The following is a 17,202-nucleotide window of genomic DNA, read 5'->3' as shown; positions in this document are numbered from 1 at the left end:
CTGGCGGCGCGGCTCAAGCGAGCGCCGGCGCGGCCGAGGCCGGCACGCGGTAGCGGCCCAGTGCGAGGAAAGACGCGGCGCCCGCTACCAGCCCCACAGCCGAGGCCATCAGCACGCCGTGGTACGAGCCGCTGCGGTCGAACGCCCAGCCGAACACCGCCGGCCCGAAGCCCGCGCCCAGCGAGAAGCACACGTACAGCAGCGAGTAGGTCTGCGTGTAGCCGCGCATGCCGAAGTAGCGCGCGACGAAGAAGGCCATCAGGTCGTACTCCACGCCCACCGCGAAGCCGATCAGAAAGATCGACAGCAGCGCCGCGCCGAAGCCGAACTGCCCCTGCGCCAGCAACCAGCACGACAGGCCAGGCAGCGTCAGGATGACCATCGCCACCGCCGGCGCCCAGAAGCGGTCCACCAGCCAGCCTCCGGCCAGCCGGCCGATCAGCGCCGACAGGCCGATGAACGGTGTCAGCTGGATGATCTGCTCCTTCGCGAAGCCGTTGGCGCGCAGGATGTTTTCCATGTTCGGGATGGGGCCGCCCAGCGCGAACGAGATGGGGATGAAGGCCGCCGCCATCAGCCACAGCCGCCAGGAGCGCAGCGTCTGCGCGAAGGTCAGGCCCTCGGGCTCGCGGTGCGTGGCGGCGGCCTGCGGGTCGCCGTCGGTGTTGCGGAACAGCACGAACGCGACGGGCAGGGCGATGACCAGCGGCAGCAGGCCCAGGCCGATGTAGGCGCCGCGCCAGCCGAAGGCGTCGATCAGCCAGGCCGTCAGCGGCTTGGCGACGACGCCGAAGATGCCGGTGCCCATCAGCGTCAGCCCCAGCGCCAGGCCTTTGCGCTCGTCGAACCAGCTGTTGACGCCGCGCGTCCAGGTGATGGGCAGCGTGCCGGCGCCCAGCAGCGCGATGGCACCCCAGGTCAGGTAGTACTGCGTCAGCGAGCCGGTGTTCAGCGCCATCGCCATGAAGGCCAGCGCGAACAGCCCCAGCGAGCCCAGCGCCACCGGCCGCGTGTCCCAGCGCGCGGCCAGGAAGCCGGCCAGCGGCCCGGCGAACAGCACGACGAAGGTGGTGATGGTGATGCCGAAGAAGATCTGCCCCATACCCCAGCCGAACTCGGCGTGCAGGTGCGGCGCCAGCACGCCGGCCGTGTAGAAGGGCAGAGGCGACAGGCCCAGGCCCACGCCCAGCATGGAGGCGAGCACGATGGGCCAGCCGCGGCGGAACTCTCGGTAGCCTTGCGGGGGATGCGTCATTGGAAATCCGGTGGCGTGCGCCAGGGGCGCGATCAGCGCATGAAACGCGATGCCGGCAGCCGCCTCAACCGACGCGCGGCCCCCATCCGCCACGTGAACAGCAGCGGCCGCCGGCTTCGCGCCGGCTCGGGGGCGACCCTAGGCTGCGGCGCAATGAATCCCCTGCGTTCAGCCACTGTCGTGGTCGCCGATGCCGAGGCTGCCGCCGCGCGCTATGTCGACCATCTGGACCACCGCCTCATCGAGCGCGGTGTCGTGCCCGCCGCGCTCGCGCAGCGCTGGGGCGCCCCGGCCAGCGCCGGGCGCCGCTACACCGTCGTGCGGCCGGCCAGCGGCCGTGCGGTGGACCTGCGCTTCGTCGAGGGCCACCCCATGCCCGGGCTGCGCCCGCTGCGCACCTTCGGCTGGGCCGCCCTCGAGCTGTGCGTGCAGGACGTGCACGCCGTGCATGCGCGGCTGCGCGGCGGGCCGTTCGACATCGTCGGCCCGCCCACCGCCAACCCCGGCCTGCCCAGCATCCATCCGATGCAGGTCTGCGGGCCGGATGGCGAGTTCGTCTACCTGACGCAGATCCTGCAGGGCGGCCCCGGCAGCGGCCTGCCCGACGCGAGGTCGCCGGTGGACGTGCTGTTCATCGCCGTGCTGGCCTGCGCCGACCTGGACGCCAGCGCGCGCTGGTGTGCCGACGTGCTGGGCCTGCGGCTGCAGGCGCCGCTGGACATCCCCTACCGCATGCTGAACCGCGCGTTCGAGCTGCCCGAGCTGCAGCGCCACCGCATCGTCTGCGCGGAGCATGCCGGCGAGCTGTGCGTGGAGCTGGACCAGTACCCCGCCGGCGCCGTGCCGCGCCCGGTGCACGACGGCCAGCTGCCGCCCGGCGTGGCGCTGGTGACGCTGACGCATCCCGACCTGTCGGCCATCCCGGGCGACTGGCTGGCGCCGCCACAGCCGCTGGGCGGCGCGATCTATGAGGGCCGCCGTGTCGGCGTGCTGCGTTCGCCGGAAGGCGCCCTGTTCGAAGTGATGGAGGAAGCGCGATGACGAGCGCGACGGACCGACTGCTGACGCATGCGCTGGGCGTGCAATGGGCGGCGCTGCCGCCCGAGGCGCAGAACGCGGCGGTGACCTTCCTGCACGACACGCTGGGCGTGGGCGTGGCCGGCCGTGCGGCGCCGGATGCCGATGCGGTGTTCCGCGCCGCGCAGGGCTGGAGCGGTGCCGGGCCTTGCCAGGTGCTGGGCCGGCCGGGCGTCGGGCTGACCGCGCCCTATGCGGCCTTCGTCAACGCCTACCAGATCCATGCGCAGGAGTTCGACTGCGTGCACGAGCCCGCCGTGGCCCACCCGCTGGCCACGGTGGCCGCCGCGCTGCTGGCCGATGCCGACCGCGCCGGCCCGCGCCGCGGCGACACGCTGCTGACGGCGCTGGCCGTGGGCGTGGACGTGGTGGCCACGCTGGGCGTGGCGGTGACCACCCCGCTGCGCTTCTTCCGCCCGGCCACCGCCGGCATCTTCGGCTCGGTGGCGGCGCTGTGCCGGCTGCGCGAGCTGCCGCTGGAGGTGGCGCGGCGCGCCTTCGGCCATGCGCTGGCGTTCGCGTCGGGCACGATGCAGGCGCACCTGGAAGGCAAGCCCACGCTGCCGCTGCAGGTGGCCGGCGCAGCGCGCTCGGCGGTGCAGGCGCTGGACCTGGCGCTGGCCGGCATCGACGCGCCGCAGCAGTCCATCGACGGCCCGTTCGGCTACCTGACGCTGTTCGAGGCCGGCTTCAACCTGGACGAGCCGCTGGCGGCGCTGGGCCGGCGCTGGCGCGTGACCGAGCTGAGCTGGAAGCCGTTTCCCACCGGCCGCGCCGCCCACGGCGCCATCGTGGCCACGCAGCAGCTGCTGGCGCAGGGCATGCAGGCGCACGAGGTGCAGCGGCTGGTCTACCGCGCACCGCCGCTGATCGCACGCCTGGTGGGACGCGCAGCCTTCGCCGGCATGGGCCCGGCGCATGCGCGGCTTTGCTTCCCCTACCTCGGGGCGGTGGTGCTGCGGCGCGGCCGTGTCGGGCTGGACGACTTCACGCCCGAGCGGCTGGCCGACGCCCAGACGCTGCAGCTCGCGCAGCAGCTGTCCGTGCAGGCCGACGACAACCCCGACCCCGCCGCCTTCGTGCCGGCGTTGCTGGAAGCCACGCTGGCCGATGGCCGCGTGCTGCGCCAGCCGGTGGCGCGGCAGCTGGGTTCGCCCGAATGGCCGCTGTCGCCCGAGGAGCATCTGGACAAGGCGCGCGCCTGCCTGGCGTTTGGCGGCCTGCCCCACGCGCACGTGTTACTGGCCGCGCTGATGGCGGTGCTGCCGGTCCACGCCGACGTGGCGGCCGGGCTGCGCTCGGTGCTGAACCCCGGGTGACGTGACGACGGCCGCTGGCGGCGGCCGTCGGGCAAGCAGCGGGCGGGTCGTCCGCTCAGTTCTTCGGCGGCGTGTGGTCGTTGAAGTTCTGCCAGTCCGGCGTGATGAAGCGCTCGTCGATCAGCGTGCGCTGGAAGCACACGTCGTTCTTGAACCAGTGCCAGGTGCGCGCGCGGCTCTTGCCGTCTGCGGACAGCTGGATCATTTCGTACAGGTACAGGTCGGGCTCGCCCTTGCGGGTCCAGTTCAGGCAGGTCGAGCGGTTGTAGTCATCGGGCTGCATGGCGGCGGCCCAGCCGGTGATGAGGTCGTTGTCCCACCAGATGCGGCCCTTCTCGTACCAGGCCGGGAAGTCGCGCACGTCGGTGCGGCCGTCTTCCCAGAAGTAGTGGTTGGTCTGGTGGTAGTTGCCGGCGTGCTCGCCCGTCTCGGGCAGGCGGCAGATCAGTCTCGAACGGTGCTCGTCGGTCAGCTTGCCGGTGGCGGCGTCGTAGTAGCGGTACCAGCCCTCCCACACGCCTTCGTTGCGCGCCAGCAGAGGCATCGCTTCGCGGATCTGGGAGGGCTTCTTGTCGGAGGTGCTCATGGGACTCTCGGTTGGTGGTGGAAAAAATGGAAGGGAAGAGGTCAGGGCGCCAGCGCCTGCGCGGCGGCGGACTGGCCGGCCAGGCGGCCGAACGTGACAGCGGCGCACAGGCCCATCGCCGGCAGATAGCCCCAGCAGGACGGGCCCGATACGCCGCGGGCGCTGCCGCCGCCGGCGAACAGGTTGGGCAGCCGGCGGCCGTCGGCACGCAGTACGCGCGCGGCAGCGTCGATCTGCAGGCCGCCCTGCGTGTGGAACAGCGCACCGCAGACCTTGAGGGCGCGCAACGGCGCCGCCGGCGGGGCGTCGTCGAGCCAGTGGCGGCCCAGCCGGTCGCTGGTCGCGCTGCGGCGCGACGACCACGCGGCAGCGATCTCGGCGGCCAGCGTGGCCGCATCCACACCGATCAACCGGGCCAGCGTGGGCAGGTCGTCGGCGTCGCGCATCGCGCCCAGCTCGCGCAGCTGGCGCGTCTCGATCATGTAGAGGCAGCGCTCCTCGATGACGGCATCGACGATGACCCAGGCCAGCCCGTCGCGCTGCTCGAGCACGGCGTGCACCATGCCAGAGATGTCGTCGACCTCGTTGACGAAGCGCCGGCCCTGGCTGTCCACCAGCAGGCCGCCCTCGACGATGAAGCCCGGCGGCACGGGAATGGCCTGCGGGTCGGCCAGCATCGCGTAGCCCTGGTAGGCGCCCATGTCGGCCAGCGCGGCGCCCAGAGCGGCGCCGGCGCGGATGGCGTCGCCCTGGTTGCCCTCGTGGCCGTTGCAGCGCGCATGCGCGGCCTCGGGCAGGTGCTGCGCCACCATGTCGTGGTTGGCCGCAAAGCCGCCGGCGGCCATCACCAGCGTGTCGCAGCCGATGGCCTCGCGCGAACCGTCGGGCCGCTGCACCAGCACGCCGCGCGCACGGCCGTCGGCGTCGGCCACCACCTCCACGAGGCGGGCCTCGGTCAGCACGTCCACCTGCGCGGCGGCCAGGCGGGCGTGCATCAGCTGCACCATGTCGATGCCGGTGTGGCCGGGCCAGCCGTGCACGCGCGCGCGGCTGTGGCCGTAGCTGGGCTTGAAGCGCAGGTCCAGCTCCCAGGGCATGTCGTGCTGCTGCACCAGCCAGTCCAGCGTCGGGCCGGCGTGGTCGGCGATGGCGCGCGCCAGCGTCGTGTCGGTCTGGCCGCGTGTCTTGGCGAGGATGTCGGCGTACAGGCGGTCGGCATCGTCATCGATACCGTGGCGGCGCTGCGCGGCGGTTCCCGCTGCGCACACCAGGCCCTGCGACATGCCGGTGGTGCCGGCCGGCGCGGCATCGCGCTCCAGCAGCAGCACCTGCGCGCCAGCGTCGCTGGCGGCGAGTGCCGCGCTGGCACCGCAGGCGCCGCCACCGACGACCAGCACCGGTACCGTGAACTCGAAGTCCATCGTGCTCATGACTTGCAAGCGCAGAGGCAGGGAGGGGCAGCGAGGGGGCGCATCGTGAGGTGAGTGGCAGGCCCGTTGCCGGGCGATGGCGCATGCTCAACCCCGGCTTGCAAAGGCACCAACGTGCAGTGGCGCGCTATTCGCCCCGTGGACGTCGGGGCCATTGCCGTCGCCGCCGCTGTTCGACAGGTGAATCCATGCGCGAGCCCGGCTTGCGAAACGGCCGCGGCTGCGCACAAGCTGCGCCGTCCCCACCCCAACCGCCCGCCGTGACCGCTGCCACCGCTTCTTCCGACCTGAATGCCGATTACCAGCGCGCCGGCTTCGGCGCGCGCCTGCCCTTCGGCCGCCGGCCTGCGCTGGTCATCGTGGACGTGGTGCAGGCCTATGTCGAGCCCGGCAGCGGCCTGTACGCGCAAGGCTTCGTCGACGCGGTCGAGCCCAACCGCCGCCTCGTTGCGGCGGCGCGCGCGGCCGGCGTGCCGGTGATCTTCACGCGCGTCGCGTTCGATGCGCAGGGCCGCGACGGCGGCCTGTTCTTCCGCAAGGTGCCGGCGCTGCGCGCCTTCCTGCCGGGCTCGCCGCTGGGCGCCTTCGTGGCGGGCGTGGAGCCGCTGGACGGCGAGACGGTGGTCACCAAGCAGTACGCGTCGGCCTTCTTCGGCAGCTCGCTGGCCTCCACGCTGACCGCGCTGGGCGTGGACACGGTGCTGGTGACCGGCTTCTCCACGTCGGGCTGCGTGCGCGCCACCGCGCTGGACGCGCTGCAGCACGGCTTCGCGCCGTTCGTCGTGCGTGAGGCCTGCGGCGACCGCGACCCGCGCGTGCAGGACGCCAATCTGTTCGACCTGCAGGCCAAGTACGCCGAGGTCGTTGCCGAGATCGAGGCCGTCGCGGCCATGCAGGGCGACCGGTGATGCGCCTCTTCGCCGCCCGCCATCAACCCCTCCAGGCCCGACCCACCATGACCCGACCTCTGCATGCCTTGCGCGCGCTCGTGCTCGCGCTGTTGTCCACGCTGGCCTGCACCGCCGCGCAGGCCCAGCCTGCTGCTGCAGCCTCGGCGCCACCCCCGCCGCCGCGCGACGCCGCCAACGCGTCGTTCTGGTGGCGCATCGACAACCCCGCCACCAACCCGCTGGACGCACCGTACAGCGCCTACCGGCCGCTGGCGCCGCTGAAGGGCGCACCCGGGCCCTTCCTGCCGGCCGCCGAGCCGGGGCGCACCACGGTGCCCGCTGCAGCGCTGGACGACGCGGCCAGCTTCGTCGAGTCCAGCAACGGCCGCGCGCTGATCGTCGTGCATCGCGGCGTGGTGCAGCTGGAGCGCTACTTCCACGGCGCCGACGCGACGCAGGACTTCAGCGCCCACAGCATGTCCAAGACGCTGGGCGCGCTGGCCGTGGGCGTGGCGCTGCGGGAGGGGCACATCCGCTCGGTGGACCAGCCGGCCTCGACCTGGCTGACCGAATGGCGCGACCCGGCGCGCAGCGGCATCACCGTCAAGCACCTGCTGACGATGAGCGGCGGCTTTCGCAACCTGCCCAGCAAGGACCTGGGCAGCCATTACATCCAGCTGCACTACGGCTCGGACGTGGAGGCCGTCGTGCGCGACGCGCCGCTGGCGTATGCGCCCGGCACCGACTTCGCGTGGGACAACGACAACTCACATGCGCTGGGCCTGGTCATCGAGCGGGCCACCGGCGGGCGCTACCTGGACTACGTGGCCAGCCGGCTGTGGCAGCCGCTGGGCGCCAGCGATGGCGAGCAACTGCTGGACCGCGAGGGTGGCCGGGCGATGGCCTATTGCTGCATCTGGTCCAAGCCGCGCGACTGGGTGCGCGTGGGGCAGATGCTGCTCGATGGCGGGGTCTGGCAAGGCCGGCGCCTGCTGGATGAAGGCTTCGTGCGGGCGCTGCGCTCGCCATCGCCCGCGAACCCGAACTTCGGCTACCAGGTCAACGTCGGCGCGGCCTGGCAGGACCCGCGCCTGAACCGCCGCGCGCGGGAACTAGGCGAGGACAAGGTGCCCGCCGTCGAGTCCGAGCTGTTCTACCTCAGCGGCGTGGGAGGCCTGCAGCTCATTGTCGTTCCGAGCGAGCAACTGGTGATCCTGCGCGTGGGCAAGGCGTCGCCGGCCTGGCGCGAGCATGTGCTGGCCAACCTGCTGGTGGGTTCGCTGCGCGGCGACAAACGCTGATGGCCGCCTGCACGAGCCATTTCTGTCCGATGCACGGACAAACCTGAAATGCGCGTGACGACTTTGGCCTCCTGAGCACACCCTTGCGCCTTCTAACGCAAGGGTAACTCAGCATGTCTAGACAAGTATCAACTTCAAGGTTTCATAGTCGCGCCGGACGCATGGCGCTGGCCCTGGCGGCGCTGTCCGCGTCGCTGGCCTCGGCCCAGCAGGCGCCGGCCGAGCCGGTCGCCAGCCCGGAGGGCGAACGCAAGACCAGCAAGCTCGAAGCCGTCACCGTGACGGTGCAGCGCATCCGCCAGAACCTGCAGGACGTGCCCGCCTCGGTCACCGCCTTCACGTCGGGCGCGATGGAGAACCACCAGATCCAGTCCGCCACCGACCTCAGCCGCCTCGTGCCCAACGTCAAGTTCGACACGGTGACCGGCGGCTCCACCGGCCTGCGGCCCTTCATCCGCGGCGGCGGCATCACCGATGGGGGCCAGATCACCTCGGAGTCGGAGGTGGGCATCTATGTGGACGATGTCTACCGTGCCCGCCTGTCGGGCGCGCTGATGGAGTTCATCGAGCTGGACCGCATCGAGGTGCTGCGCGGTCCGCAGGGCGTGCTGTACGGCCGCAACTCGTCGGCCGGGGCGCTCAGCATCGTCACCCGTGCGCCGTCGCCGACCTTCACCGCCAGCACGGAGCTGGGCATCGGCAGCAACGGGCTGAAGCGCATCAAGGGCTATGTCTCGTCGGCGCTGTCGGACGACAAGCGCTGGCGCGGCTCGCTGCAAGGCATGTTCAGCAGCCGCGACGGCAACGGCCAGTTCAACGTCACGCAGAACAAGCGCGTCGGCGGCGAGGACTTCACCGGCGCCCAGGCCGACCTGGCCTACGAAGGCCCGGTGCTGAAGGCGAGATTCAGCGCCTTCACCACGCACACCGACGGCGACGGCCAGTGGGCCGTGCCCAACACCGTCAGCGCCGACGGGCTGACCATCACGCCCAGCACGGGCTCCTACCGCAAGGTCGCCTCGCCGACGGACTCGCTGACCGACGTGAAGCAGACCGGCCAGACGCTGCGCCTGTCCACCGACCTGGGCGGGGTGCGCCTGGTGTCCATCACCGGCCATGTGCGCATGGACGACCACTGGCGCCAGGACTTCAGCGGCGGCGTCTCGGCCGCGTTGATCGGCGGCGCCGCGGGCACCACGCTGGCGCTGTTCGAGCGCGACAGCGTCACGCGGCACCGCCAGTTCAGCCAGGAGTTGCAGGCCAGCGGCGAGCTGCTCGACGGCCGCCTGAGCTACATCGGCGGCCTCTACTACTTCGATGAGAGCGGCAGCCAGGACATCGCCACGTTCATCTTCTTCACGCCGTCCACCGTGCGCTTCAATGCCGACACCCGCAGCCGCGCCGTCTTCGGCCAGCTCAGCGGCAAGCTGGGCGAGAACACCACCGTGCAGCTCGGCGGCCGCTACAGCCGGGACGACAAGCGCCTGGACGGCGCGATGTCGGGCTCGCCCTTCGATGCGACGCACCGCTTCAGCAAGTTCACGCCCAGGATCGGCATCGATCACAAGCTGGTTCCCGGCATGCTGCTCTACGCCAGCTACAGCCAGGGCTTCAAGGCCGGCGGCTACAACGGCCTGGCCTCGACGGTGGCGCAGATCCGCGAGCCCTTCCTGCCGCAGACCACCGACGCCTACGAGCTGGGCGTGAAGGCCGACCTGCTGGACCGCACGCTGCGGCTCAACGTCTCGCTGTTCCACAACAAGATCCAGAACCGCCAGCAGACGCTCACCGTGGCGTCTGGCCCCAGCGCCGGCAGCTTCGTCGTGGAGAACTACAACGCCACGCTGAACGGGCTGGAGGCCGAGGCCACCTGGCGCGTGGGCGCGGGCCTAACGCTGTGGGCAAACGGCGCTCTCAACCGCAGCAAGTACACGGCCTGCGCCACGGCGGTGGCGCTGCCCTGCTCGGTCATCGACAACACGCTGCCGGTCGTGCCCAGGCATGCCGTCACCGTGGGCTTCGACCACGAGATGGCACTGGGCCGAGGCCAGCTGACCTATGGCGCCGACTACAGCGAGCGGGCCTCGTTCTTCTCCACCGCCGACAACGCGCTGATCGGTGCGGTGCCGCGGCAGAAGTTCCTCAACGCCTACGTGACCTACAGCCTCGATGCGTGGAGCCTGCAGCTCGCGGGCAAGAACCTGCTGCAGCAAGAGGGCTGGCAGACGGGCTTTGGCTTCAGCGTCGTGCAGCCGCGCTATGCCATCCCGGGCCGCACGCTGCAGCTCAACCTGCGCTACCAGTACTGACGCGCCCCGGCGGCCGGACCATCCCTCGGCCGGCCGCCAGACCCTACAGGCTGCGCGCGACCCGAAAGCCGAACACGTTGGCGCGTGTCTCGGGGCCGTAGCCGCCGCGGTAGGCCGGCCGTGTTCGGCCCGGCCCGCTGATCCACGCGCCGCCGCGCAGGCCACGCGCCGTGCAGCCGGCCAACTCGCGCGCACTGCCGTCGGCAGGCATGTCCTGGCGGGCGTAGGCGTCGGCCGCATAGCAGTCCTGCACCCACTCCCAGACATTGCCGATCATGTCGTGCAGGCCGTTGGCGGTCGCGCGGTAGCTGCCGACGGGCGCGACACCCGGATGGCCGTCGCTGCAGTCGTGCCGCTCGGGCCATTGCCAGCCGTCGGCGTGGGGCGTGGCGTCGGCCACTTTGGCATGCAGGCAGGCCTGCGCCGGGTCGTTGCCCCAGGGCCAGCGGGTGCCGGTACCGGCGCGCGCGGCCAGCTCCCATTCGGTCTCGCTGGGCAGCCGGTAGGTGTGGCCGGCGCGCTGGCTCAGCCAGGCCAGGTAGGCCTGGGCATCGTTCCAGCTCACGCAGACCACGGGGTGGTCGTCGCGCTGCGCATAGCCGGGCGCGCGCCACTGCAGGCGGGGCCGAGCGGTGAGCGTGTGGTCCTGCGCCAGCCATGCCAGGCAGCCCGGCGCCGTGGCATCGGCCTCGGCGCTGGTGACATGGCCGGTCGCCGCGACAAAGCGTGCGAACTCGCCCACGCTGACCTCGGTGCGGCCCAGTGCAAAACGGCGTTCGACGCGCACCGGATGGGCCGGCGCCTCGCGCCCGTCCTTGGCCTGGTCGGCATCGTTCGGCGCGCTGCCCATGACAAAGCTGCCCGGCTCGATGGCCACCAGCAACGGGCAGTCGGGACAGTCCTTGAAGCTGCGCACATCGGCGAGGGCTTGCGGCTGCGCGACCGTTGCCAGCGCCAGCAGAAAAAACGCCCGCGCGAGGCGGGCGTTGCGGCTCGGGTGGGCCATCGTCTTCATGCCAGACGGTCCAGCACCTGCATCGCGCTGGCCTCGGCCGATTCGCAGGCCGCCTCCAGGCCCACGTGCAGGCGCCCCAGGTGGTCGCCCGCAAAGTGCAGCGCGCCCACCGGTTCGTGCAGCACGGCTTCGTGGCGGCCGATGTCGCCCGGCGCCCAGCTGGAGATATGGCCCAGCGCGGTTGGCACCGAACCCCAGTGGTGCACATGGCTGACGGCCACATGGCCGCGCGACGACGGCCGCAGCCGGTTCAGCGTGTCCAGCGCATAGCGGCCCATCGCCGGCTTGTCCATGCCGCGCAGCGCCTGCGTGCCGTCGCCGCCGATGAAGGCGCCGATGATGCCGTGCGGCTGGTCCAGCGCCGGCAGGTGGAAGAAGCGCTCGCAGGGCGTATCCGTCCACATCTCGGCGGCGGCGCCGTCCTGCTGCCAGAACGGCGCGTCGACGGTGAAGAAGACCTGCACGACGTCCGTGCTGCGCACGGCCTGCCAGGCAGCGCGATGCTTCGCGCTCACCGGCCCGTCCACCTTGATCTTGCGGAACACCGGGACGGGAATGGTCGAGATGCAGGCGCGGGCGCGATGCACGGAGCCATCGGCGCAGCGCACCTCGACACCCTTGGCTCCGCTGCGGATGTGGCTGACCATGCGATTGACCTGCACGGGCCGCTGCAGCGACGCCGCCATCGCGTCGGTGAGCGTGCTGGTGCCACCGCGCACGCGCTGGCCCTTGCCGGCGCGGGCCTCCCAGCCATAGAAGAAGGTGCGGCGCACGAAGTGCAGTGCGTTGGCGTCCTCCAGGTTGCTGCCGGGTGCATGCGCCTGCATCAGCCGCAGCGCCTCGGGCGAGGCGCCGAGCTTTGTGAAGTGGTCTTTCAGCGACAGCTGGTCCAGCCACGCGAACTCGGGCTTGAGCCAGTCGTCGAGAGCCTTGAGACCCATGTCGCGGGCCAGGTAGTGCCCCACCAGCTGCGAGGCCGTCATGCCCCGCTCGGCCGGACTGAGCCGGTTCAGCGGCGAGTCCTTCCACTGCACCCGCGAGACCGGCTGGCCGTACACGCTGAAGGCGGCCGGGCCGCTGCCCAGGATGTCGCGCGAGCCCGGTGGCGGCGTCACCAGCTCGACGCCCAGTTCCGCCACGTTCGCACGCACGCGGCCGTAACCGGCGCCGATCGTGCCGGCGCCGATCTCCGGCCGGCCCGGCACGTCATGCGCAGTCCAGCAACGGCCGCCGATGCGCCCGCTGCCTTCCAGCACCGTGACCGACAGGCCCTGCTGCTGTAGCAGTCGGGCTGCGTGCAGGCCGGAGATGCCGGCGCCGAGGATCAGCACGTCGGTCGCGGCGGGCGCCGCGCTCGCCGGCCGATGCAGGGCCAGCAAGCCGGCCGCAGTGGCCGCCAAGGCGGCGCGGCGGTTCAGCTGCGACGACGCCGCTGCAGCGAGCGATGTGGCGGCGGCTTTCATCAGAAGCTGTAGCTCATGCGAACACCCAGCGAGCGCTCTTCCTGCGCCGTGGCTGTCAGGCCTTGCAGCGAGAAGCTCACGAGCGGCACGATGCCCAGGTTGGGTGTGCGCGACACCGTCGTCCAGCCCCGGTTGTTGGTCAGGTTGCGGACGAAGAACTCCAGCGACACATCGCTCTTCTCGAAACCCAGGCGCAGGTCGGCGCGGTGGTAGGCATCGGTCTTCGCGAAGTTGAAGTCGCTGTCCCACATGCCGGCCACGTAGCTGACGTCGCCGCGCACATATGAGCGCCAGCCGTTCGTCAGGCCGAAGCGGTAGGTCGAGTTCGCGGTGACCTGAAAGTCGGGTACGCGACCGATGGTGTTGCCGTCGAACTTCACGGCCTGCCCGGTCAGTGCCAGTGCGCGGTTGGTGCCATAGACCGACTGCGACGAGGCGTCGTAGCGCTGCCAGCGCGCGTGCTTGTAGTCGAAATAGGCGCTTGCGGACCACTGCGGCGTCAGCAGCGCGTCGACCTGCAGCTCGATGCCGCGGATGCGCGCGTCGTTGCCGGCCTGGAGGCCGGAACCCGACGACGTGAAGGGGCAGGCGGTCGTGCCGGTCGTGGTGCCGCAGCTGGCCGGGTTGAAGATGTTGGTAGACGTCAGGCGGTTCTTCCAGGTCTGGTCATAGACAGCGAGGGCGTACTGCAAGTCGTTGCTGACGCGTTGCTTGATGCCCACCTCAATCGCCGTGAGCTTGGGCTGCGGTGTGAAGTCGTTGACGTCCGGCGCGAATTCCCTCAGCAAGGCCTTGCCCGCCTCGCTGGCGCTCGTGTAGCCCGCGTTGACGTTCAGCGGCTGCACGCCCTGGGCGACGTTGACGTAAGTCGAGATGGTCGGCGTCGGCTTGTAGCGCAGCGTCAGGCGGGGCAGCCAGTTTTTGGTTTCGTTGTGGATCGTCAAGCCCGCCCGGGTCATCGACTTCACCTTGTCCTGCTGGTAGCGCGCCTCGAGCGTCGCGGTGACCTGCTTGGTGATGTCGTACTCCACCGAGCCATAGATCGCAGGCACCGTGGACTTCAGGTTGGAGTAGTTGGTGCTGATGATCGGCGCCGTGCCGCCCAGGCCGGCGTTCAAGTCGATCTGCGAAAAGATGTAGCTCGACTTGAACTGGCTTGCCCCGACGACCGCGCGCAGCGATGCGGCCTGGTCGGTCGACAGGCGTGCGTCCAAAGTGAGGTCTTGCGATGGCGTGATCTGCGCATTGAAGAAGTTCGGGCCCGCCGTCTTGTCCAGGTCGAAGACGGCCGTCGTGTTGGCGCGGTTGTAGCCGACGTTGAATGCAAGCTCCATGTCGTTGGGCAGCGTGTAGGCCGCCTGCACCGAGGCCTGCGTCACCTCGCTGCCCATGCCCATGTGATCCACGCGCGGCGACCTGCCCAGTGACGGGTCGCCCAGCGAATTGTTGACGAACGCCGCGTACGCATTCGCTGGGATGCTGGTGTTGGCATTGATGGCGCCGCTACCAAGTGACTTCAGCGACGGGATGCGATCGCAGAAGTACGGCGTGCCCGGCGTGTACTGCACTGCGGCGCCGTCGCGGCCGATGCCGGTGTAGAACTTGCCCGTGCAGCTGGTGTTGCCTGTGGACGAGATGTAGGCGATGGCCGGCAGGGAGTCGTCGTTCTTCTGGAACATGCCGCGCAGGCGCACCCACAGCTTGTCGGTCGGGGTGAAGTACAGCGTGCCGCCGACCGACCTGGAGTTCTCGGCACCGAGCGCTCCCCCATCGGTGGCGTGCGTCTGCGCCACCTTGTTGTGGCTGGCCATCACGAGGCGCCCGGTCAGCAGGCCATCGATCAGCGGCCCCTCGATGCTGGCGTCGATGTCGGACGAGCCCTTGTGCGTGACGGTCGCGTTCACCGTGCCGCGCAGGGTCTGCGACGGCGACTTGGTGATGAAGTTCACCGCACCGCCGAAGGTGCTGCGGCCGAAGAACGCGTTCTGTGGGCCCTTCATCACCTCGACGCGTGAGACGTCGGACATGTTCAGTGTCGAGATGCCGCCCGTGATGGCCACGCCGTCGATGAATACGCCGCCAGAGGCATCGCTGGGGCGGCCCAGCTCACCCTGCAGGCCGCGGAAGGAGATCATGCCCGCCGCACGGCCGTAGGCGCCCGTGCTTTGCGTGGCCGTGAAGGTGAAGCCGGCCAGGCCGCCCAGGTCGGCGACGGAGGTTGTGCCGGATGCGCGCAGGTCCTTTTCCGAGACGGTCTGGATGGAGATCGGCACGTCGATCTGCAGTTCGGCGCGCTTGCGGGCCGTGACGACGACGGTGCCCAGGCTGTTCACCGGGGCGGCTTCTTCCTTCACAGGCGCCGGCGTGGCGTCCTGCGCCCAGGCAGCGCCGACAGGCAGCAACACGGCAGCCGACAGACCAGCCCCCCAGGCGGCGCGCACCAGGCTGCGCAGCGGCTGATGACGGAAGTGACGGGGAACTTCAGCGAGGTGGATGCTTTTCACTTGGGAAGACTCCGGGATAGTCAAAAAAGGACCGTTGGGCAGTGCCGGCAGCTGGGCTGCGGCTGACATCTGGGGAACTGCTTCAGAGGACGCCCATCGCCCCGGGTCGGAGCGATGGGGACCGGGTCACGGCTTATGGCCGTTGGCACTGGATCTCATCGATCAATGCGTTGAAGCGAGCGGGTTCATCAATGAAGACCGCATGGCCGGCGTCGGCAAAGTCGACGAAGCGGGCCTGCGGAAAAAAGTCCTTGAGCCGCGCCACGGTGGCGGGGCCCACCAGGGGGTCCTTCCCGCCGGTGGCGAAGACGGCGGGTTGCGCCGGCAAGGTGGCGGCGCTGCGAGCACGGCGGGCCACGGCCTGATCCACCCAGGGGCCTACGCGCATGGCGGCCGCGGCGAATTGGGCGCGCAGCGCCGGGTCCATGGCCGGGCTCGGAAACAGCAGCTTCATCGACGCGTCCAGCGCGCCGATGTTGAGCGCCAGGTCCGGGCTGGCGGCCGGCCGCGGCGGTGCATTGGCCGGTGGCGGCGGCACGGCCAGCGTGCCGGCGGCGGTGCCGGTCAACAGATAGCCGGCCACCGGCACTGCGGGCTGCAGGCTCGCGAAGTCCATGGCCACATTGCCGCCGAAGGACCACGCCACGATGAGCGGCTTCCTGAGCCCCAGCGCCTGGATGACGCTGGCCACGTCGTCGGCCCACGGCTTGGCGTTGTCATAGGCCTCGCTCTGCCACGGGTGGCCGGAGTTGCCGTGGCCGCGCAGGTCGAATGCGACCAGGCGGCAGCGCGAGGCGAGGTCGGAGCCGAACTGCAGCGTCCAGCTCAGGTAGCTCTGGCGGAAGCCGTGGATGAACAGCACGGCCGGCTTGGCAGGGTCGCCCTTGTCGACGACGTTGAGCGGCACGCCGCCGCCGCCGATGACCTGCGTGAAGCGCGCGCCGGCGAACGGCGAGGCGGCCTGCGCCATGGCCAGTTTGCACATGACGGACGCCAGCAGCGCCACGCACAGTGACAGGCAACGGTGGCTCATGCGGCACTCCCGAGTTGAACGACCACCTTGCCCATCGAGCGCCCGGCCATCAGGTGTTCGACGGCGTCGCTGACCTGCGCCAGGCCCTGGAAGCGCTGCGCGTCCAGCACCACGCGCAGCCGGCCCGATTCGTACAGCGGGAACAGCTGGCGGCGTGCCTCGGGCCAATGCTCGGTCAGCAAGCCGTTCATGAAGCCGCGCACCGAGGCGCCCTTGTAGTAGAGCTTGTGCACGATGCGCGGGCCGGTGACGATCTCGGGCCGGCCGTCCAGGTCCTGCGCCGCGCCGCCCACGACGAGGCGGCCGTACGGGGCGAGGTGGTCCAGCAAGGCATCGAAGGTGCTGCCACCGACGGTGTCGATGGCGAGGTTGATCGCATTGGCGAAATCGCGGCCCAGCACGTCGGCCAGCGGCTCGGCGCGGTAGTCGATGACGTGGTCGGCGCCCAGGCTCCTCACGAACGCCGCCTTCACCGGGCCGCCGCAGATGGCGATCACGCGGCAGCCGCGCAGCTTGGCCAGTTGCACCAGCAGGTGGCCGAGGCCGCCTGCGGCAGCGGAGATGGCCACCGTCTCGCCGGCGCGGGCCTGGCCGATGTGGTGCAGCGCCAGCCAGGCCGAGACGCCCGTCGACGCCAGCGTCAGCCACTCGGGCGTGGCGGCCGGCACCTTCACGAATTCGGCCGCCGGGCCCACGTTGGCCTCGCGGTAGCCGCCGCGAAAGCGCACGGTGACGACGGCATCGCCCGGCGCCAGGCCTTCTACGCCTGGCCCCACCGCCCGCACGATGCCCAGCGCCTCGACGCCCATCAGCGTGGGCAGCGCCACCTTCACGTAGTCGACCGCATTGCGGGCGATCTGCGTGTCGAAGATGCCGTTCACGCCGCAGCACAGGTTGCTGACGGCGACCTCGCCCGGCTGCGGCTCGGCCAAGGGCAGGTCGACGATCTGCGTACCCTCGCGCACGCTGGGCGCGAAACGCTGGAGCTGCAAGGCGCGATAGCTGTTCATGGCCATGTCC

The 17,202-nt window shown here is 70.8% G+C and carries 13 protein-coding genes; 5 read left to right on the top strand and 8 right to left on the bottom strand.

Going from position 1 to position 17,202, the window contains the following annotated elements; genetic code table 11:
- Positions 1–13 precede the first annotated feature (13 nt).
- Positions 14–1,255 (bottom strand): MFS transporter, encoded by a 1,242-nt coding sequence (locus tag ACG0Z3_RS12805; protein WP_394397926.1) that lies wholly within the window; start codon positions 1,253–1,255, stop codon positions 14–16.
- 153 nt (positions 1,256–1,408) lie between these two features.
- Between ACG0Z3_RS12805 and ACG0Z3_RS12800 the strand changes: the two genes are divergently transcribed.
- On the top strand, positions 1,409–2,296 hold the full coding sequence (locus ACG0Z3_RS12800) for a hypothetical protein (protein ID WP_394397924.1): 888 nt from the start codon (positions 1,409–1,411) through the stop codon (positions 2,294–2,296).
- On the top strand, positions 2,293–3,651 hold the full coding sequence (locus tag ACG0Z3_RS12795) for an MmgE/PrpD family protein (RefSeq protein WP_394397922.1): 1,359 nt from the start codon (positions 2,293–2,295) through the stop codon (positions 3,649–3,651). Before ACG0Z3_RS12800 ends, ACG0Z3_RS12795 begins: the two co-directional genes overlap by 4 nt.
- Before the next feature lie 55 nt (positions 3,652–3,706).
- Here ACG0Z3_RS12795 and ACG0Z3_RS12790 read toward each other — a convergent pair whose 3' ends face one another.
- Complete coding sequence (locus ACG0Z3_RS12790; RefSeq protein ID WP_394397920.1) at positions 3,707–4,237, bottom strand: hypothetical protein; 531 nt, start codon at positions 4,235–4,237, stop codon at positions 3,707–3,709.
- 41 nt (positions 4,238–4,278) lie between these two features.
- Entirely contained in the window at positions 4,279–5,667 is a 1,389-nt protein-coding gene (locus tag ACG0Z3_RS12785; RefSeq protein WP_394397918.1) for an FAD-dependent oxidoreductase, read from the bottom strand.
- Positions 5,668–5,927: 260 nt separating this feature from the next.
- Here ACG0Z3_RS12785 and ACG0Z3_RS12780 point away from each other — a divergent pair, with 260 nt between their 5' ends.
- The 3 genes from ACG0Z3_RS12780 to ACG0Z3_RS12770 all read left to right on the top strand — a co-directional run bounded on the left by ACG0Z3_RS12780 (position 5,928) and on the right by ACG0Z3_RS12770 (position 10,167).
- The gene (locus ACG0Z3_RS12780) at positions 5,928–6,575 is read left to right on the top strand and encodes an isochorismatase family protein (protein WP_394397916.1); all 648 of its coding nucleotides are present in this window, start codon (positions 5,928–5,930) and stop codon (positions 6,573–6,575) included.
- 47 nt (positions 6,576–6,622) lie between these two features.
- Complete coding sequence (locus tag ACG0Z3_RS12775) at positions 6,623–7,858, top strand: serine hydrolase domain-containing protein (RefSeq protein ID WP_394397914.1); 1,236 nt, start codon at positions 6,623–6,625, stop codon at positions 7,856–7,858.
- Between the two features lie 161 nt (positions 7,859–8,019).
- Positions 8,020–10,167, top strand: coding sequence for a TonB-dependent receptor (locus ACG0Z3_RS12770; RefSeq protein WP_394397912.1), 2,148 nt, complete (start codon positions 8,020–8,022; stop codon positions 10,165–10,167).
- 43 nt (positions 10,168–10,210) lie between these two features.
- On the opposite strand, the gene ACG0Z3_RS12765 is transcribed toward ACG0Z3_RS12770, so the two are convergent.
- From ACG0Z3_RS12765 to ACG0Z3_RS12745, 5 genes are all read right to left on the bottom strand, one after another.
- Positions 10,211–11,182, bottom strand: coding sequence for a formylglycine-generating enzyme family protein (locus ACG0Z3_RS12765; RefSeq protein ID WP_394397910.1), 972 nt, complete (start codon positions 11,180–11,182; stop codon positions 10,211–10,213).
- A complete protein-coding gene (locus tag ACG0Z3_RS12760; protein ID WP_394397908.1) occupies positions 11,179–12,645 on the bottom strand; it encodes a flavin monoamine oxidase family protein in 1,467 nt (488 codons plus the stop codon). Before ACG0Z3_RS12760 ends, ACG0Z3_RS12765 begins: the two co-directional genes overlap by 4 nt.
- On the bottom strand, positions 12,645–15,149 hold the full coding sequence (locus tag ACG0Z3_RS12755; protein ID WP_394397906.1) for a TonB-dependent receptor: 2,505 nt from the start codon (positions 15,147–15,149) through the stop codon (positions 12,645–12,647). The genes ACG0Z3_RS12760 and ACG0Z3_RS12755 overlap by 1 nt, the downstream gene beginning before the upstream one ends.
- 133 nt (positions 15,150–15,282) lie before the next feature.
- On the bottom strand, positions 15,283–16,182 hold the full coding sequence (locus ACG0Z3_RS12750; protein WP_394397904.1) for an alpha/beta fold hydrolase: 900 nt from the start codon (positions 16,180–16,182) through the stop codon (positions 15,283–15,285).
- On the bottom strand, positions 16,179–17,192 hold the full coding sequence (locus ACG0Z3_RS12745; RefSeq protein ID WP_394397902.1) for a zinc-binding dehydrogenase: 1,014 nt from the start codon (positions 17,190–17,192) through the stop codon (positions 16,179–16,181). Before ACG0Z3_RS12745 ends, ACG0Z3_RS12750 begins: the two co-directional genes overlap by 4 nt.
- Positions 17,193–17,202 lie beyond the last annotated feature (10 nt).

Source organism: Pelomonas margarita (assembly GCF_043555875.1).
In the GTDB taxonomy this organism is placed as follows: Bacteria; Pseudomonadota; Gammaproteobacteria; order Burkholderiales; family Burkholderiaceae_C; genus Pelomonas; species Pelomonas margarita.
This window is presented reverse-complemented; position numbering and strand designations above follow the sequence as displayed.